The sequence below is a fragment of the Bacteroidales bacterium genome (assembly GCA_023228145.1).
Classification (GTDB): Bacteria; Bacteroidota; Bacteroidia; order Bacteroidales; family CAIWKO01; genus CAIWKO01.
Map to the genome: position 1 here is coordinate 86,428 of JALOBU010000007.1, position 17,130 is coordinate 103,557.

General features: G+C 31.3%; 15 protein-coding genes. 5 read left to right on the forward strand and 10 right to left on the reverse strand.

Annotated elements, in window-relative coordinates; all coding sequences use genetic code 11:
* Positions 1-9: 9 nt before the first annotated feature.
* A complete protein-coding gene (locus M0R16_05190; GenBank protein ID MCK9612277.1) occupies positions 10-1,506 on the forward strand; it encodes a B12-binding domain-containing radical SAM protein in 1,497 nt (498 codons plus the stop codon).
* A 4-nt stretch (positions 1,507-1,510) separates the two neighbouring features.
* Entirely contained in the window at positions 1,511-3,001 is a 1,491-nt protein-coding gene (locus M0R16_05195) for a B12-binding domain-containing radical SAM protein (GenBank protein ID MCK9612278.1), read from the forward strand.
* On the opposite strand, the gene M0R16_05200 is transcribed toward M0R16_05195, so the two are convergent.
* From M0R16_05200 to M0R16_05245, 10 genes are read right to left on the reverse strand one after another with little or no spacing between them, the layout of a single operon-like run.
* The gene (locus M0R16_05200) at positions 2,979-4,406 is read right to left on the reverse strand and encodes a B12-binding domain-containing radical SAM protein (GenBank protein ID MCK9612279.1); all 1,428 of its coding nucleotides are present in this window, start codon (positions 4,404-4,406) and stop codon (positions 2,979-2,981) included. The two genes, M0R16_05195 and M0R16_05200, sit on opposite strands and share 23 nt — an antisense overlap.
* Positions 4,403-5,815: a B12-binding domain-containing radical SAM protein gene (locus tag M0R16_05205; GenBank protein ID MCK9612280.1), complete on the reverse strand. Its 1,413-nt coding sequence runs from the start codon at positions 5,813-5,815 to the stop codon at positions 4,403-4,405. Before M0R16_05205 ends, M0R16_05200 begins: the two co-directional genes overlap by 4 nt.
* A 12-nt stretch (positions 5,816-5,827) precedes the next feature.
* Entirely contained in the window at positions 5,828-6,553 is a 726-nt protein-coding gene (locus M0R16_05210; protein MCK9612281.1) for a glycosyltransferase family 2 protein, read from the reverse strand.
* Between the two features lie 10 nt (positions 6,554-6,563).
* Complete coding sequence (locus M0R16_05215) at positions 6,564-7,967, reverse strand: B12-binding domain-containing radical SAM protein (protein MCK9612282.1); 1,404 nt, start codon at positions 7,965-7,967, stop codon at positions 6,564-6,566.
* 45 nt (positions 7,968-8,012) lie between these two features.
* On the reverse strand, positions 8,013-9,452 hold the full coding sequence (locus M0R16_05220) for a B12-binding domain-containing radical SAM protein (protein ID MCK9612283.1): 1,440 nt from the start codon (positions 9,450-9,452) through the stop codon (positions 8,013-8,015).
* Entirely contained in the window at positions 9,449-10,918 is a 1,470-nt protein-coding gene (locus M0R16_05225; protein ID MCK9612284.1) for a B12-binding domain-containing radical SAM protein, read from the reverse strand. Before M0R16_05225 ends, M0R16_05220 begins: the two co-directional genes overlap by 4 nt.
* 5 nt (positions 10,919-10,923) lie before the next feature.
* On the reverse strand, positions 10,924-11,901 hold the full coding sequence (locus tag M0R16_05230; GenBank protein MCK9612285.1) for a radical SAM protein: 978 nt from the start codon (positions 11,899-11,901) through the stop codon (positions 10,924-10,926).
* Positions 11,888-13,306 carry a radical SAM protein gene (locus M0R16_05235; protein MCK9612286.1) on the reverse strand — a complete coding sequence of 473 codons (1,419 nt, stop codon included), beginning with the start codon at positions 13,304-13,306 and terminating at the stop codon, positions 11,888-11,890. The genes M0R16_05230 and M0R16_05235 overlap by 14 nt, the downstream gene beginning before the upstream one ends.
* Complete coding sequence (locus M0R16_05240) at positions 13,293-14,624, reverse strand: ABC transporter ATP-binding protein (protein MCK9612287.1); 1,332 nt, start codon at positions 14,622-14,624, stop codon at positions 13,293-13,295. The genes M0R16_05235 and M0R16_05240 overlap by 14 nt, the downstream gene beginning before the upstream one ends.
* Positions 14,625-14,631: 7 nt before the next feature.
* Positions 14,632-15,453 (reverse strand): ABC transporter permease, encoded by an 822-nt coding sequence (locus M0R16_05245; GenBank protein MCK9612288.1) that lies wholly within the window; start codon positions 15,451-15,453, stop codon positions 14,632-14,634.
* Between the two features lie 436 nt (positions 15,454-15,889).
* Between M0R16_05245 and M0R16_05250 the strand changes: the two genes are divergently transcribed.
* Genes M0R16_05250 through M0R16_05260 form a run of 3 tightly spaced genes read left to right on the forward strand, consistent with a single transcriptional unit; the run spans position 15,890 to position 16,737 of the window.
* Positions 15,890-16,051: a DUF5989 family protein gene (locus M0R16_05250; protein MCK9612289.1), complete on the forward strand. Its 162-nt coding sequence runs from the start codon at positions 15,890-15,892 to the stop codon at positions 16,049-16,051.
* A 9-nt stretch (positions 16,052-16,060) separates the two neighbouring features.
* Complete coding sequence (locus tag M0R16_05255; GenBank protein ID MCK9612290.1) at positions 16,061-16,294, forward strand: sulfurtransferase TusA family protein; 234 nt, start codon at positions 16,061-16,063, stop codon at positions 16,292-16,294.
* Positions 16,295-16,338: 44 nt separating this feature from the next.
* Positions 16,339-16,737 carry a 7-cyano-7-deazaguanine synthase gene (locus tag M0R16_05260; protein ID MCK9612291.1) on the forward strand — a complete coding sequence of 133 codons (399 nt, stop codon included), beginning with the start codon at positions 16,339-16,341 and terminating at the stop codon, positions 16,735-16,737.
* The last annotated feature ends 393 nt before the right edge of the window (positions 16,738-17,130 follow it).

Genomic DNA, 17,130 nt, shown 5'->3' on the forward strand with positions numbered 1-17,130 from the left:
TTAACCCAAATGATATTTATCAATTCATCACCCCGAAACTCTTTAAAAATCTTTCAACCTTTTCTGCCGGTTTTTGTTCCTGTGGGAATAGGTTACTTAATGACAGTTCTCAAAGCAAACGGAATTGAAAGTGTTTGTTTCGACGAACAGGTTGAAAATAACATTCTTAAAAAAATTGAAAAAAAAACAAAAGAATTTCCACGGCCATTAATATTTGGGTTTAGCGTGCTAACAGCTGCTTTAAAAAATGCTTTACAGCTTTCTGAAAAACTAAAAATGTTATATCCCGACAGTATTATTATTTTCGGGGGTATTCATCCTACTGCTTGCCCGGATGAGGTTTTAAACTATTGGCAGGTTGATTATGTTGTACGTGGCGAAGCTGAAAATATAATTTCAGAATTATATCATGGTATTCGAAATCAAAAAGATATCTCGCAAATTGAAAGTCTTTCTTATCGGAAAAATAAAATCAAAGTTCATAATCCGAGATCTGAAGGTATAACAGACCTTAATGTTCTACCCAAATTCCCATATCATATATTCGAAAATAAAAAGTATGATCTGGGCTTTGTAATGAGTTCACGCGGATGCCCTTATAATTGCCTTTTTTGCAGTAATAAAATTAACAGCCAACGCAGATTCAGGTATAGAGACCCTGACAGTGTTGTAGAAGATCTGACGCTTCTTCATCAAAAACATAAGCGTAAATATGTTTACTTTCTTGATGATAATTTGCTGGCAGATAATGACCGAATTATTAAACTGACACAGAAAATTAAATCCAGCCCTATTGCAGGTAAAATGATATATAATTTTCAGGCAAGGGGAGATAACAGTAATCATGAGGTTCTGAAAGAATTATTTGAGGCAGGGTTCCGAGGGGTATATTTCGGAATAGAAACTGCTTCGGAATCACTTATGAAAACGGTAAATAAAGGAGAGACTGTTGCCCGTGTTATTGAAGCAATTAAAACAGCAAAGGGAATCGGATACCATGTAAGCGGTAATTATATTTTTTCCCTACCCGGAGAAACACACAAAGACAGAATGGATGCAATCAGCCTGACAAAAAAAATCAATTTAGACCTCGTAAAATATAACAATGCCACACCATATCCCGGTACAGAATTATATAATATAGCAAGAGAACAAAATCGTCTTCATATTATAGGCAATTACGAAAACATAAATTCAGTGTCAACCTTTATTGAAAATCCATTCAAAAAAATTCCTTTTTCTTATATTCCTGAAGGAAATACTGAGAAAGAAATCAGGCGTGACATACTTGCCGGATATTTTAGCTTTTATTTCAACATCAAACACCTTAAAGGTGTGTTTACGCGTCCCGACCTAAATAACGCATGGTTTGATTTCGGCCATAGTTTTTTTGATTTTATAAAAAAACTTCCTGCCTTACTAGTATTATCAACGCTACTTACGGTTAAATTCGGAAGTTTTTTATTTTCTTGCCCATTTTCCAAAAAGTCTGCTTTGCAAAAATAATTTTATGCGTATCCTTTTTTTCGACATTGGAGAAATTGACTATAAGGGAATAGAGATTCTTACTGCAGTGTTAAAGCAACACGGACACACTGTTGATTTATTACTCGACCCTGGCCTGGGAAAACATTATTATCTAAAACTTCCTTTTTTAAACAGATTGTTTAGTAAAAACTTTCTTGTAAAAAAAGCTATTGCATTTAACCCTGACTTAATAGGAATGTCTGTTGTTACCAATAATTTTCATTATTTCAGGGAATTCGGGCAAAAACTTAAATTGGCGGCTGATATTCCTATTATCGTAGGCGGAATACACCCCACTTCTGTTCCCGAAGAAGTCATTAAAGAAGATTGGGTTGATATGGTTTGTGTCGGCGATGGCGAAGAAGCCATATCCGAACTGGCTGAAAAAATGGAAAATCATCAGGACATTTTTCACATTAAAAACCTCTGGATTAAAGATAAAAACGGAAAAGTCTATAAAAATGAATTAAGGCCTTTAACAGAAAATATTGACCTGCATCCGTTTCCCGACCGTTCCATTTATCATCAATATGGGGTTTTGGGAAAACGTATCCGGTTTATGACAGGCAGGGGCTGTCCGTATCAATGTACTTTTTGTGTAAATAGTTTTAGAAATGATTTATATCCCGGACAAGCGTATCTTAGAAAACGGAGTGTGAAAAGTATTATTGAGGAACTGGAATTAATAAAAAAAGAATATAAACCTAAAGCTATACGTTTTGAAGATGATGTTTTTGTGTTAAATATGGAATGGCTCAGGGAATTTAAAATAGAGTATATAAAAAAGATTGGCTTACCTTTTCATTGCTACATTACTCCTTCGGGCGTGAAGCAGGATGTTATAAATGAATTAAGAGCCTGTGGCTGCAATTCTATTGCCATGGGAATACAATCAGGGAATCCGGAACTGCGCTCAAAAATATTAAACCGTCATTATAAAAATTCGACTGTAACAGAAGCTGCAAAAATCATTAAAAAAAGCGGAATAAAACTTTATGCAGAATACATGTTTGGAATTCCGGAAGAAACCCCGGCAAAAATGTGGGAAACCGTAAGGCTGGCAGAGGAAGTTAATGCTGATAACAATTGGACAAGTATATTTTACCCATACCCCAAAACCAAACTCGGAGATTATGCCATAGAAAACAAACTTATTGATTATCCAGCTTACAACAAAATGATTAGCGGATACGGGAATCCTCACTCCATGAGTATTTTAAACCATCCACATGCTACTGAAGCATTCAAATTCAAAGCATTATTACCGCTATACCTTGCTTTACCCTTTTTCTTTAAACCTATTATAAGACTTTTTCTAAATACAAATTTCGGGGTCATTCACAAATTTTTATATATAGTAAGCATTCCTCTGCTTGAAAAAAGAGAATTTTTCTACCGGATAAGACGAATCCCTTTAATTATCTATAAAACAATAAGTGTTTTAAGTCGTTTTAATCATTCCAATTCCTGTTAAAGAAAAAAAAACGGCTTTTTTCGAAAATAACTATTTCGGAAAACTTAATTCGCCTTAAAGAAACAACCGCGGCATAAGCTCTGTGCATAAAAAACAAAAAACGAAAGAACTTCATAAAGGGAAGTCTCGTCAACAAACGAATAACAGGTAATAAAAACGGGACACTGACAGCCAGGGAAAACAAATAGTGTAGCCTTTCAATTTTTCTGATATCTTTTGTCTTTAATACACTCCTGCCATATAAAAACGAATCATTAAGCAGTTCAATACCACCTTTAAAATATCCTTGCTGCTTTGAATATTCAGCCAGTTTTGTCATGGGATAAGGTTGGTAAATAGAATTCCAGGCATAACTGGGCCTGCATTTAATATTAAGTTTAGTAGTCTGAAATGCCATTTCAAGGGTCTCATCCGGGAGCCCCAAAATATTTACCGACATTGTTCTTATTTTATACTTTCTGAATAAATCAGCAGCATGAAGAATCTGTTCGTCAGATATATTACGGTTTAATAATTCATTTCTTAATCTGAAATTTCCGCTTTCGATGCCATACATTGCTAATGTACAACCAGCGCTTTTTAATTCTCTCACAATGTCTTCATCAATAAGATTAACCCTTAACTGTACCTCAAACGGAAGACGAATTTTTTGCCGGTATTTCTCACAAAACTCATATACCCATTTTCTGTTAACTGTGAATACATCATCCTGAAAATGAATTTTTTTTGTATTATATTTTTCTTTTAGCAACCTTATCTCTTCTATAACATTATCAACACTTCGCTGCCTGACATAACGCCCCTTATGACGGAAAATCGCCTTGTTGGCATGGTTAAAACAATATGTACAATTGTATGGGCACCCTCTCGAAGTTATAACATCCCTGCGCTGCATCTTTTTATAATGAGAATAAACATTAACCAAATCGCGATCTGGAAAAGGAATTTCGTCAAGGTTGATACACAGATTATCAAGTTCGTTACTAATTATATTTTTGTTTTCTTTTACCCACAAATTTTTAATATCAATAAATTCTTTGCCATCCTGAAGTTTTTGCGCCAATTCCACTACCGCTCTTTCGCCCTCTCCCCGGCACAGTACATCAACATTTTCTTCATTAATAAATTCCGGAAAAAAAGTACAGTGTGGCCCTCCAAAAACGGCAATAAAATTATGATGTTTTTTCAGTTCAGTATTAAACTGTTTATAATCATGATGACTTCCGGTAATCAACGAATAAGAAATAATATCTGGAGAAAGTTTCTTTATTTTTTTTATGATATTCTTTTCAAATTTCAAATCCAGATACTGGCACTGATGGCCCCCTTTTTTAAGAACAGATGAAAGTGTCATTAATCCCAGCGGTTCGTAATTTGCATAAGAGTATATAAACAGTATTTTCATTGATTATTCTTTTCTCTTATTTTAGGCAATATGAGCAAATCACTTATAAGATGTTGTCTGGAAATAAATAAATGATTGATAACTCTGTGAATAAAAAAAATAAATTGATAAAATTTTGTAAATGGTAATTTAATCAAAAATTTCAGCATAGGTAATAAAACAGGAAAAGCTGTAAAAAATGAAAACAGGTATTGTAATCTTTTAATTTTCTTTGCTTCTTTGGTTTTCAAAAGACATTTGGCATACATGAATTGAAAACTGATTTTGTTATAATCCCCGTCAAACAAACCTTCTCTTATAGCATAATCTCCGAGTTCTGTTTGGGGATAAGGAGTGTACATAACTGTATGTGGATAGGTAACCTTACTGTCAATATTAAGTTTAATAGTGGCAATACATTGTTCAATTGTCTCCTTTGGAAGCCCAACCATATTAAGCGCCATTGATTTAATTTTATATTTCCTAAGCAGATGTGAAGTTTGAATAATCTGCTCGTTACTTATTTTTCGTTTAAGCAAATTATATCTTAACCCTTCATCACCGCATTCAATTCCGAATTCTGCTACCATACAACCTGCATTTTTCATGGAAATTATTAACTCTTCATCCAATAAGTCAATTCGCACACATGCAATAAAGGGAATTTTAATTTCTTTTTCATAAGTACCAAGAAATTGGAGTGCCCATTTTTTATTATAAATCAGCGTGTCGTCAACAAATTTTATTCTTTGGGGCTTGTATTTCTTTTTAATTTCGGATAATTCGTGAATTACATTTTCAACACTTCGTTGCCTTACACTTGAGTTATGAATACCCATTATATTCTTAAGTGCATTACTATAACAAAAAGTACAATTAAATGGGCATCCCCGTGTTGTTATAACATTTCTTCTCCCAAGTTTATAATATTGATTATATCTGTCAAAAATGGAGCGGTCCGGAAAAGTAATTTCATCAATATTCTTGTGGCAATCTCTTATTTCATTTTGATATACTTTTCCGTCTGATTTAATCCAGAAATTTTTAATAAACCTGATATCTGATTTTTTTTCCAAAGCATTTATCAATTCCAAAAAAGCGATCTCGCCTTCTCCCCTGCATACAGCATCAACATCGTTATTATAAATTAATTCGGGAAATAATGTACAATGCGCTCCTCCAAAAACAGAAAAAAAAGTATGATTTTTTTTTAATTTAGAGTTAACTTCTATTAACGATTTTCCAAAACCGGTAATCATATTGTATCCAATTACTGAAGGATTTATTTTTTTTACTTTTTGGATAATGTTTCGCTGCAGTTTAATGTCCAGGTAATAACATTCATGACCATGTTTTTTTAAGTACCCAGAAAGAAACATTATGGGTATATTTTCAAAAAAATAATATTTTCCTATAAAAAGGACTTTCATTTATCAATAAGATTATGAAATAAAACGAAATTTAATAATTGTACTCAATAATCTAAAACCATCTTTTAATCTGATTTTTTTACCCTCTTGCAAGGTTCTGGGATAAAAATTAATTGGCACCTCAGTTATTTTTGTCTTTTTTAAAACTTTTGCCGTTAATTCTCCCTCCATCTCGAATCCATTGCTTTTTAAATTTATTTGTTTCAAAAACCCGGCTTCAAACGCTTTATAACCAGTAAGCACATCCGTTAGTGTAGCAAAAAACAACATATCGCATAAGGCAGTAATCAATCTCCCTCCGAGATAAGGGATGAGTGAGTGCCTGGCATGTTTTTTAAACAAAAGAAAATATCTTTTTCTCAGCTCTTTTCCTTTGTGTCTTGAACCGTAACAAACAAGAGTTTCCCTCTCAACGATTGGCTGTATAACTTTTTTTATATCGCCTGGATCATATTCCATATCCGCATCCTGAATAATAATTATATCTCCTGTAGTGTTTGTTATCCCGGTTTTGACTGCAGCGCCTTTCCCCATATTCACAGGATGTTTTATAAATCTTAATCCGGCATATTTGGTTGCAAATAATTCAAAAAAATCATTCATGTCCTCACAGCTTCCATCATCAACTACAACAACTTCAATATTTATTTTTTTCTCAAAAGTTATGCTGTATATTTTATCAATAACCTTAAATAAAGTCGGCTCATTGTAACTGGGAACAATAATGGACAATAACATTTTTCGAAATTTATTTTTTTCTTTTTTCTTTTATAAAAATTTCTCTCAAACTTAGTCTTTTAAAAACAAAAATCACATAATATGCTCTATAAATAAAATACCATGATTGGTATATTTTATTGAGCGGGAATTTAATGAGCATTTTTATCAATGGCAAAAGGCGGGGATATTTCGAACCAAATGCAAATAAGTAATGAATACGCTCAATACTTTTTATATCCGGTGTTTTTATTACACTCTTACCATATAAATAATTTTTATCAAAATTGTCAACTTTACCATCATAAAAATTCATTTTAAATGCAATTTCTGCAAGCTTAGTGCCGGGATATGGTTGATAAATGCTGTTCATAGCATAAGTAACTTTGCATTTTTCGTTTATTTTGATAGTTTCAATGGTATCCGAAATTGTTTCTCCGGGGATTCCAACCAGATTAAAGGTGTTTATTTTAATTTTTTGTTTTTTAAAAATTTCAGATGCATTTAAAATCATTTCATTACTGATATTACGATTTAATAATTTGTTTCTTATTTGCGCGTTTCCCGACTCAACACCAAACTGCACAGAATAACACCCTGCATTTTTTAGTAACTCAGCAATTCTCTGTGTAACCAGATCTACTCTAATATTAACTTCAAAAGGAATATTTATTTTTTCTTTTTGATATAATTCAACAAATTTTTCAAGCCATTTTTTATCCAGAATAAAAATATCATCATGAAATTCAAAATTAACAGGTTTATATAAGTCTTTTAGTTGTTTCAGCTCGATGATTACATTTTCCGGTGAGCGGTGTCTAACATATTTCCCTCCGTTTGCATATATTTCGCGGTACTTTTGATTAAAACAATATGTACAACTATATGGACATCCTCTGGATGTTATTGTCCTGACACGACTTCTCTTTTCGTAATGCCTGTACTTGTTTATCAAATCCCTGTCGGCAAAAGGTAATTCATCTAAATTTTTAATTAATGGACGTAATTCGTTTTTTACAACTATGTTTTTTTGTTTTACCCACAGATTTTGAATAAGAGAATAATCGTTTTTGTTCTTTATAGCCTCGGCTAATTCGAGCAAAGCATATTCTCCCTCTCCTCTGCATATTACATCTACATCTGGTTCATAAATAATATCCGGGAAAAAAGTGGCATGAGGGCCTCCAAAAACAGACAAAAAAAACAATTGTTTTTTCAGAGCCTTGTTTATTTCAACATATTTCTTCCAGTTATTAGTTGTTATGGAATACGCAATAACATCCGGTTTTATTTTTTTTGCCTCAGAAATATAATTTAAATGAAATTTAAGATCCAGAAGTTCACAGTGATGTCCGTTTTTTTTAAGAACCGATGAAAGTATCATGATTCCTAAAGGTTCATAATAATCAAAACTATGAATAAATAATACTTTCATAAACTCATCCGCGTAATACTTTCATAAATAATCCCCCAAAAACATCTATTTTTTTATTAAAAAGGGAGCAGTCTTGTAAAAAACATATTTAAGATGATATAAAACATATTGTTTCAAAATGAAGGGCTTTTTATAGATAAATAACGCAAGGTATGATTTAGAAACAAAAAAGATTAATTTATAAAGAGGCTTCATGGGTATTTTGACTAGAATTCTAATGAGTGGAATCAGTAAGGGTAATTTGACACCAATAATAAATAAAAAGTGCAAGCGTTCCATTTTTTTCAAAACGTCAAAATGAAGCGGGCTTTTCCCTTCTGTGATTATTTTACTTAACCTTTTCGTGTTCCCATCAAAATAACCCTTATCTATTGCATACTGAGTTAGTTTATAATTTGGGAAAGGCTGAAACATAAAACATAATGGGTATGTAATTTTACACTGAGCATTAATCTCAAGAGTTTCAAAAGTATTTTCAATAGTTTCGTCGGGGAGGCCAGTCATATTAAGAGAAGCAAGTATAATATTATTTTCTTTTATTAAAGCAGATGTTTCAAGTATCTGTTTTTTGGTCATATTTCTTCGTAATACTTTTTCTCTTAACTCCTGATTCCCAGTTTCTATACCAAGATATAAAGCATAACAACCCATTTCTTTTAAAGTTTTAACAACATTTGGTGTTGTTTCTTCAACTCTTACATAAGCTTCAAAGGGTAGGTTGATATACTTTTGATATTCTGTGGAAAATTCAAACAACCAATCTTTATCTAAAACAAAAATTTCGTCAACAAAAGCAATAAACTTGGCTTTATATTTATTCTTTAAAATAATGAGCTCTTCTATAACATTCTGTACTGATCGGTGCCTGAGATATCTTCCATTATTTACATAAAGTTTTTTATATAAATGGTCTATGCAGTAAGGGCAATTATATTTACACCCCCTTGACGTTTTAACATAGAACATTCCCGTGTTTTTATAAAATTGATATTTTCTTATTATATCCTGATCAGCAAAAGGAAGAGCATTCAAATTTTCAAAAGGGGGCCTGAGCTCGTTTTTATATATTATACCATCCTTCTTTACCCATAAATTTTTAATATTAGTTATATCTTTGTTTATTGTCAAATTATTAACTAACTCCAAAAAAGCATGCTCGCCTTCTCCCACACACATAATATCTATACCTTCTTCATTAATAAAGTCTGGATATGAACTGCAATGAGGTCCTCCGAAGACAGAAAGCGCATTCAATCGTCTTTTAATTTTTAAATTTATATTTACATAATACTGCCAGTTGAAACTGACGATGGAATAGGCAAGAATATCAGGTTTATAATTAATGATTTTTCTTAAAAAATACTTGTCAAATCTCAGGTCAATAAAATTACAAGTGTGTCCCGCTTGTTTCAAAACAGAGGCCAACATCATTATTCCTAATGGTTGGGTGTTAAAATCACATCTAAAAACAAATAAAATCTTCATAACTTTTTCACAATTTTTCTTGTCTTTCTAATTACTCTGGGAATCATAACGATTCTTCTGCGAAATTCATAAAATTCATTTAAAGGGACGGAAATTAAATGAAAAAAACGATGAATAATGCCATATCTTCTATTTAACATCCATTTAAAAAACATTTTAAACAACCTTCCACTTTTTATATATAGTGGTGTTATGGCCTGATATTTATAAACATCTTCTTTATAAGGATGGTTTAGCAAAAGGGTTGTATGGTAAGATCCCTCGCCATTAATAGCTTTATTATATAATTCGCAATTTAAAAAACCCTCGTTCAGACATTTTTCTGTTAAAGTGGTTTTGGGAAAGGGATAAAAAAAACTTGGAGTTACTGATTTAAGGTTTAATGTAGAGCAAAAATCAATAGTTTCCATCATTTCATCAGGTGTTTCTGTCGGGGTTCCAAAAATTAAATCAACAGACATATTTATTTTGTTTTTTTTCAACAGATCAGAAATTTCAACAATTTTAGAGTTTGTATGGAAACGGTTCATTATTTCGGAGCGGACTCTGGAACTTGCAGACTGCAGCCCCATTGTTACACTTTCACATTTACTTTGTTTAAGTATTGAAATTATCCCGGCATCTGTAACTACAGGGTTTAGTGTACAGCGATATGGCAGAGCAATATGTTTATTATAATCCTGCCCAAATTCATGAAGCCAGTCAATATCATAAGCAAATGTGTCATCAAGAAAACGAAAACTTTTAGGTTTGTATTTTTTCTTAACCTGTATTAATTCTTGAATCACATTCCGAGGGCTTCTTCTCCGCAAATATGTTTCTCCGCGATATAATTTCTTTTTAAAACTATTGATACAAAAAGAACAAGCATTAGTGCAACCGCGCCCAGTTATAATATCTATTCTTTCATAAATCAATCCGTATTGTTCAAAGATATCCATATCTGCAAAGGGCAAATCATCCAGATTTTGAATTAGTTTTCCTAAAGAATTTTTATGAATATATCCCGAAGAGTCCTTCACCCACAAATTTGATATTCCTTTATAATCTTTACCGGAAGACATTTTTTCGACGAGCTCCAGCAAAGCGTACTCTCCTTCTCCTATACAAACCATATCAACCCAGTCTTCATTTATAACTTGTTCGGGCATTATTGTGGAATGAGTGCCTCCGGTAATCAAGGGCACAGAAATTTCTTTTTTTAACCAGCGCCCGGTTAATTGCATATCAATAAACTGATTAGTTACAAAACTAAAAGCAATCAGATCGGGCTTAAAATTCTTTGCTTTTTGTATAAGGGCTTTTTTGCTTATTAAACGGTTCATTAATGGAACATCCAGATAGTGATTGTTGCCAATAGCAGGATCAAATAATAAATCTGTTACATGTCCCCGTTCCCTTAAAAAAGAAGATAATAAAGCTATTCCCGGATAATAAACCGAATTATAATAAAACAGTATTTTCATTTAATCTAATCTTCCCAAAGCCATTTTGTTTCTTCAAGATTCGCTGTTATTGTAGGACAGTGGGAATTTATTATTTTATAATCTGTTCCTTGAATCATATTCTTTTTTTTACTTATATCCATTCTGAGAATTGAATCCTTATATATATTCCCCATATAAAAAACAGATAAGTCATCCTTTTGAATTAAATTTAACCTGTGTAATGAACTTCCGCTTACCAGACAAAGGTCAAAAATGTCCCCGTTAGGATAAATCATAATATTATGGGGGGAGCAGTTTACGCAGGTGCCTAAAATTTCAGGATATATAAGCAATTTTAATCCGGTATTTTTTTTTATAAAAAACGAAATGTCTTTTATACACCTATTGTTTTTATTATCCCATTTTGTATATATTTCCCTTGTAACAGCAACTTTTTTTAATCCCATTCGATGCATTTCGTTATAGAAACTTTCCACCTTTTCGACATCTCCATCATGGATTATGTAATAGGGTATGATCATTTCTGGATTAATGCTGCATGCATATTTAATAATATCTGTTATATGCTCATAATTTTTTTCAGAGATGTTTTTATGTTTAGAAAAATATTCAAAATCATTATCGTAACTTATAAATATGCCAATGTTTTGACTTAGCAAGTAGTCCGTTTTTTGTTTCTCAAGTAGAATCCCATTTGTAAAGAGAAAAAAATTGCATTTAAAACTTTTGTATTTTTCTTTGAACCAATCCAGATACTTGGGGATGATATCAAAATTCAACAGGGGCTCGCCACCGAAAAACATTATATAATGGTAATTATAATTGACGTCTCTGTTTGTATAATAAAAGTCCGTTGCAGTTTGGGCTGTTTCCAATGACATATTTGTTTTTTTACCTAAAAGTAAATGGCCATAACAAACCCCGCAATCTAAATTGCATTTATCACTTAAATTAAGAAATAAGTGCTTGGCTAAAACTTTTTGTATCTTAAATATTTTCATAGTTAACAACCAGATCGATTCCTCCGGAGAAATATATAGATGTATAAATTAACTCCAAAGGAGTGGATAAAATGGCTATTATTATTTGTTTTCTTTTTATTGTGTCCTCAGTATCTTCAATCTTTGAGAATATTTCTTTATTTAATTCAAGTATCTCTTTATTGTCAAATTTATGATACTCAATAAAGCTATTAATCTTAATGATAAGTAACGCTATGAGATCATTATCCGTTTTTTTTTCATAAATCAATCTGTCTTTTTCAACAATTTCTATCTTTTTTTTCCAGTTTATGGAAAGATTTAATATGCTTTGAAATGATTGTTGATTTAGTTTTTCGATATTTGTTTTAGGTTTAAATTTTACCTTTTTATACATTTTTATTATACGATTCAGTATATCAGAATTACTGTTCCAAAGAGCACAATTTGTTGGGTACCAAACCCTGTTAAAAGTTATTGAAATATTTTTTTTATTGGCAAAGTCAATTATTTCTGGTATTTCCTGCCAGTTTTGTCTCATAAAACAAACAAATAAACCAAAATATTTAGAAAATTCTTTAGAGTAATTTAAAAAATATTCAAAATTCTCCATTGTTTTTTCAAAGTTGGCCCCTTTTCTTATTTTTCCATATGTTGTTTTATTTATTGAGTCAATTGAGATAAAAAAATTAAAATTTCCACGACTCATATAATCTTTAACTTTATTATTTAAAATAGTTCCGTTTGTGTTTACTGAAAGCTCGCATCCGGGATTTAGCTCAGCAAACAAATCCCATATTTTATAATATAAATCAATAAGAAACGGTTCCCCTCCAATAAATGTAGCATGTTTTAAATGCGGAATGAATTCTTCAAGCTCTTTTAAGAATCGTTCATCATAAACTTCTTTTTTAATAAATTCTTCATTAGTTTCAAATCTGGAGGAAAATTCCTTTGAACACATCAGGCATTTTAAATTGCACAAATTTGAAAGTTCAAAGTTGGCAGATTGAGGATAGGGGGTAAAGTCAGTATTTTTATCATACCACCTTGATAATATGTTAAAGTAATCTTTTTCATTAATTTCGGTCTGACAGGTAAAACACCTAGATAAAGGGTCAATAAATTCAATGTTTTTTAGTTGAGCACGTTTTTTTCCAAACCACGCATCTTTTAGAGTTGTTTCGGGATATAAGCCGTAAAGTTTTGTTCTCTTGCATACGCATGTGCCTATTTTACCACCTATTGCAAAATAAATGTTTGAATGAGGAGCATAACACAATATGCCCTTATTCTTAATAATCCTGGATTTGTTGTATAATTTTACTTTCGATGTAAAATCAATATCACAACAATTATTGTTCGGCGAGATATTTGCATCCTTATTTTTTTTAATAAAAGATAATATTTTTTTATTCCCGCTCATTAAGTTTCGTTTCTTTTTTTTCTGTATTAATTGAATACGTGAGCCATTCCTGATCGGGCATCAGTGGACTGACATTCTGATGAAAACCATCTAAGTATATTTTTTTTCTTTCGTTTAAATTAATTTTGATAGTTAATACATCACTGTCAGACCATATAACTTTATTATCGTCTCCAGAAACTGAAAACCCGATATTTATAATGGACTCATTAAAAAAATTCTCTTTAAAGATCAACTTGGTTTTATAAATCCCTGCTTTTAAGTATTTATTTTCACTTTTTGGTGCAAGAGAATAAATAGAAGACAAAAAATAAAAACCAAAAGAAGAAAGATATATGCAAAAATCAAAAACCGGATTATCGACAAAAAGTTCGAAATCGACCACTATCCCGATACTATCATCAGAACAAAAAATTTCATTATTATTTGTTTTCTCATTTACTGCATAAATCTTAATCACACGAAACTCATTATTTCCCGGCCCTTTGTCTTTATATTCCTTCCATTCTTTTTCATATATGTTTTTAAATTCTATTTTTTTAGCAACATTATTTTTTTTATCAGATTTTGCTAATGAATTTTCATAATATTTATGAATAACACTTGTATTATCATGAGCAAACATTTCGCCATCATCGAGACAAATAACAGAACTACATAAATGCTGAATATCATTCATGTTATGGCTAACTATCAGCATGGTTTTCTTTTGATTAATTATTTGTTTGATTTTCTGAGCACATTTAAACTGAAAAGCAATATCCCCTACAGCCAAAACTTCATCAAAAAGCAAAATGTCAGCATCCACATGTGCTACTACTGAAAATGCCAACCTTACGTACATCCCGCTTGAATAATGTTTTATGGGGACATCAATAAATTTTTTAACGCCAGCAAAATCAACAATTTCATTAAAATTTTTCTCGATTTCTTTCTTGGGTATTCTCATCATTGACCCATTCAAAAAAACATTTTCCCTTCCTGTTAGATCCGGATGAAATCCCATCCCCACTTCAAGAACTGAAGCCACTGTTCCATTTATCTCAATAAGGCCGGTAGTGGGTTCTGTAATTCGGCTAAGTATTTTTAAAAGTGTGCTTTTCCCTGCTCCATTTAAACCAATAATTCCAACAGCTTCTCCCCGCTTTATTTCAAAATTAATATCTTTTAATGCATAAAACTCATCGTTATTATTTTTGCTGTAATTGTTTTTATTAAACAACAAATTTATTCTGTCCTTAAAAGGTATTCCTATTTGATTTTTCGATAAAGAATATTTTTTTGATAATCCTGTTACCCGAACTGCATAATCTTCCATTTTCTCATTATATTATATCTGACATAATACCTTCTATTTTCCTGAAATAGAACAAACCGCTGATAAAAAGAAAAACGGTAGGAATTATTCCAAACAAATAATACACGGATATTTCAACATCAAGTAAACACCAGCGAATAAAACTTATAACGCCTGCCATAGGGTTTAAATAAACTAAAAAATGATACCCATCGGGAACCATTGCGGTAGGGAAAAAAACCGGTGTTACAAACAGCCCAAATCCCACTAAGTAAGGAATAATATGATAAAAATCACGGAATTTAACAGTTAATGCACTCAACCATATAGCAACACTCAGACCTGTAATAACATTAAGCAGAATGCCCACTGGTAATAATACAACTTTTATGGACAGAGGATGCTGATACACTAATAAAATAATTATATAAAACAAAAACCAGATTATAAAATCAACAATCCCAACAATTGATTTTGAAAGAGGTAATATTAATCTCGGAAAATACACTTTCTTTATCACTTGTTGTGATTGCTGTAATGAAGTTCCTGCCTGACTTATTATCATGGAAAAAAAGTACCAGGCCATCATTCCCGGGTAAGCATAAACAATATATGGTATTTTATTTGGAATAGGAATTTTAATTAGCCATCCAAAAAAGAAAAAAATTATTATACCGGCTGTCATTGCCTGAATAAAACTCCAAAGTAAGCCCAATTTAGTCTGGGCATATAAAACTTTAATATCTCTGATGGTTAAATTAATTAATAGATTTCTATATTGCCATATTTCACAAAGCTTTAAACTTTTCCATCTTCGAGTATCTGCCTTTATGAGAATTTTTCCAACCAATGTTTTTTTTACAAATATATAAAATTTAAACGTTGTTTTTGCATTATTATATTTAGGCTGCAAATGAATTTACTTATTATTAATACTTTTCATATTATGTTTTTTTAAGTATCTTTTGTCTATCACTTTTATGATTTTATAATATTTGATTTACTAATTAATTATTTTTTACCTTTGTCAAAAAGTATTTGTGAGTAAATTTTTCAAATTATGGAAAAAAATAACATGGATATATGTCCGTTTTATTCAAAAAATATTGATTACTATTTTTTTAACGTTAACTTATGTTTTATTTTTCCCCTTTCTATGGTTTTTTCGTTTGCTTTTTAGTAAAAAAAAATTAATCACGCCATTTAGCATCTCAAACTCATACTGGGAAAAAAGCATCCCCCTCTCAGATGATTCATCTCAATTTTTAAACCAGTCCTAATCACATATGAAAAAAGTTTCATATATTCTTAAACAAATGTGGGTGTTGATTAAGAAACATAAACTGCGGCTTTTAGCTCCATTGTTAATAATTTTGGCTGTGCTTGCTATTTTGGTTTATTATATTGGGCCTGCCGTTATCGTTTCATTTATTTATGCAGGAGTTTGATAATTGTTTATGAAGATAGATGAAACTTTGGATTTGAGAGGATTACCATGCCCTGGTAATTTGCCAAAGCTGCTTATCAAACTTGAAACTATGGATTCCGGCGAAATATTGAAACTAACAGTTGATGATATGGTAGCGCTTGACAGGATCCCGTCTGCTTTGAAAGAAGAATCAGCTTATGAGCTTTTAGAGATTAAAAAGGGCGCTGATTCCAATATTCTCATATATATTAAAGTAATTTGAAGCCTATAATGACAGACACTCTTAAAATTTGTAAACGATGCATCATGCCAGAATACAAGCCTGACATCACGCTGAATGAAGAAGGGCTTTGTAATCTTTGTGTCGCTCATGATACTGCAAAAAAATTTGAAACAAGAAAACCTCTTGAAAGCGACCTGATAAAAATCCTTTCAAAATATCAGGGAAAATACAAATATGATTGTATGGTGATGTGCAGTGGAGGTAAAGACAGTACTTCTGCTTTGTATTATATGAAAAAACGTTACAAACTGAATGTTCTTGCATTCACTTTCGATCATGGATTTGAAACGGACGAAGCAATGGATAATATTAAAAATGCTGTGGAAAAACTGGAAATTGATTTTGAAAGAGGTAATATTAATCTCGGAAAATACACTTTCTTTATCACTTGTTGTGATTGCTGTAATGAAGTTCCTGCCTGACTTATTATCATGGAAAAAAAGTACCAGGCCATCATTCCCGGGTAAGCATAAACAATATATGGTATTTTATTTGGAATAGGAATTTTAATTAGCCATCCAAAAAAGAAAAAAATTATTATACCGGCTGTCATTGCCTGAATAAAACTCCAAAGTAAGCCCAATTTAGTCTGGGCATATAAAACTTTAATATCTCTGATGGTTAAATTAATTAATAGATTTCTATATTGCCATATTTCACAAAGCTTTAAACTTTTCCATCTTCGAGTATCTGCCTTTATGAGAATTTTTCCAACCAATGTTTTTTTTACAAATATATAAAATTTAAACGTTGTTTTTGCATTATTATATTTAGGCTGCAAATGAATTTACTTATTATTAATACTTTTCATATTA

Excerpts from the sequence above, each read along its gene's own strand:
- M0R16_05190 (MCK9612277.1), top strand. The coding sequence starts at position 10 with ATGATATTTATCAATTCATCACCCCGAAACTCTTTAAAAATCTTTCAA.
- M0R16_05195 (MCK9612278.1), top strand. The coding sequence starts at position 1,511 with ATGCGTATCCTTTTTTTCGACATTGGAGAAATTGACTATAAGGGAATA.
- M0R16_05200 (MCK9612279.1), bottom strand. The coding sequence starts at position 4,406 with ATGAAAATACTGTTTATATACTCTTATGCAAATTACGAACCGCTGGGA.
- M0R16_05205 (MCK9612280.1), bottom strand. The coding sequence starts at position 5,815 with ATGAAAGTCCTTTTTATAGGAAAATATTATTTTTTTGAAAATATACCC.
- M0R16_05210 (MCK9612281.1), bottom strand. The coding sequence starts at position 6,553 with ATGTTATTGTCCATTATTGTTCCCAGTTACAATGAGCCGACTTTATTT.
- M0R16_05215 (MCK9612282.1), bottom strand. The coding sequence starts at position 7,967 with ATGAAAGTATTATTTATTCATAGTTTTGATTATTATGAACCTTTAGGA.
- M0R16_05220 (MCK9612283.1), bottom strand. The coding sequence starts at position 9,452 with ATGAAGATTTTATTTGTTTTTAGATGTGATTTTAACACCCAACCATTA.
- M0R16_05225 (MCK9612284.1), bottom strand. The coding sequence starts at position 10,918 with ATGAAAATACTGTTTTATTATAATTCGGTTTATTATCCGGGAATAGCT.
- M0R16_05230 (MCK9612285.1), bottom strand. The coding sequence starts at position 11,901 with ATGAAAATATTTAAGATACAAAAAGTTTTAGCCAAGCACTTATTTCTT.
- M0R16_05235 (MCK9612286.1), bottom strand. The coding sequence starts at position 13,306 with ATGAGCGGGAATAAAAAAATATTATCTTTTATTAAAAAAAATAAGGAT.
- M0R16_05240 (MCK9612287.1), bottom strand. The coding sequence starts at position 14,624 with ATGGAAGATTATGCAGTTCGGGTAACAGGATTATCAAAAAAATATTCT.
- M0R16_05250 (MCK9612289.1), top strand. The coding sequence starts at position 15,890 with ATGAAAAAAGTTTCATATATTCTTAAACAAATGTGGGTGTTGATTAAG.
- M0R16_05255 (MCK9612290.1), top strand. The coding sequence starts at position 16,061 with ATGAAGATAGATGAAACTTTGGATTTGAGAGGATTACCATGCCCTGGT.
- M0R16_05260 (MCK9612291.1), top strand. The coding sequence starts at position 16,339 with ATGCCAGAATACAAGCCTGACATCACGCTGAATGAAGAAGGGCTTTGT.